This window comes from Spirillospora sp. NPDC046719 (assembly GCF_040645715.1).
Taxonomy (GTDB): domain Bacteria; phylum Actinomycetota; class Actinomycetes; order Streptosporangiales; family Streptosporangiaceae; genus Spirillospora.
Window position 1 is genome coordinate 1 of record NZ_JBEYYT010000959.1, and the last position, 1,025, is coordinate 1,025.

A 1,025-nucleotide genomic window follows, 5' to 3' on the forward strand; every position below is an offset into this window, starting at 1 on the left:
AAATCGGCTTGTTTGTTTTCTATAATTGGTTCTTCTTTCGGAGGGTTATTCCGATTTTTGAAATTCATGAAATTCATAAATTCATTAAGTTTATCAGCAGTTGGAATATTTCCGATTGAGTTAGAAAATACTGGTTTATTAGCATCTACAAACATAATATTGTCTGCAAATCCTTTATCCACTGCATCTTGAGCTGTCATCCATGTTTCGTTAGACATCAACTGCAACAAATCAGATTGTTTCATACCAGTTTTTAATTCATAAGCTGCAGCAATAGATTGGTCAACACCATTTAAAACTTTAGCTTCTTGCTCAAAGTCGTCAGCATTTCCTTGGCTACCACTCATAGCCTTATGAATCATCAATTGGGCTGTAGGAGAAATATTTACTATATCTCCAGCCATTGCAATTACTGAAGCTGCAGATGCTGCTAAACCAAGAATATTTACTGTAACATTTTGACTTGCACTTTTAAGTGCAGTATAAATGTGAGAAGCAGCAAAAACATCTCCACCATTTGAAGCGATATTTACCGTGATATCCTCGTCATCAGCATTTGCAAGTGCTGTTTTTACTTTTGAAGGACTAGTATAGTCAAGACCAAACCAGTCATACATCATTCCGTAGCTATTATCAACTACATCACCTTCAATGTCGATTACTGTCATCATTTACCTCCTTTCTAAGAATAATCACCATGACCACCTCCTTCCCTATGGTACTGGCTCATTACTTTGGCCAGTTGTCTTTTTATTTGTATTTTCAGGAGCTGGTAGGTCTTTAGGAATATATCCTGCTTCTTGCAAGACAAATGTAGCTTGATTTTCAGCCAATGCACCCCATCTTGTAGCAGTACTAATAGTAGATAAGTAATTATCACCAAGAGGGTCAATAGCTGGTCTCATGTTAACGCTTATGTGGTCGCTTAACTTATACTCCAATTCACTTATAGCAGGTCTTAAATAGCGATTTAATGCACTTGCATACATTCCACTTATTTGTTGAATTGAGGATTGTTGGTCACC

Annotated in this window: 2 protein-coding genes; both read right to left on the reverse strand. The window is 36.6% G+C overall.

Translation table 11 applies throughout. The features are described from left to right. Positions 1–671, reverse strand: a 671-nt coding sequence (locus ABZ914_RS51850) for a head maturation protease, ClpP-related (protein WP_500201884.1), incomplete at its 3' end; no start/stop codon positions are given. Between the two features lie 42 nt (positions 672–713). Then, on the reverse strand, positions 714–1,025 hold a 312-nt coding region (locus tag ABZ914_RS51855; protein ID WP_500201885.1), incomplete at its 5' end, for a hypothetical protein.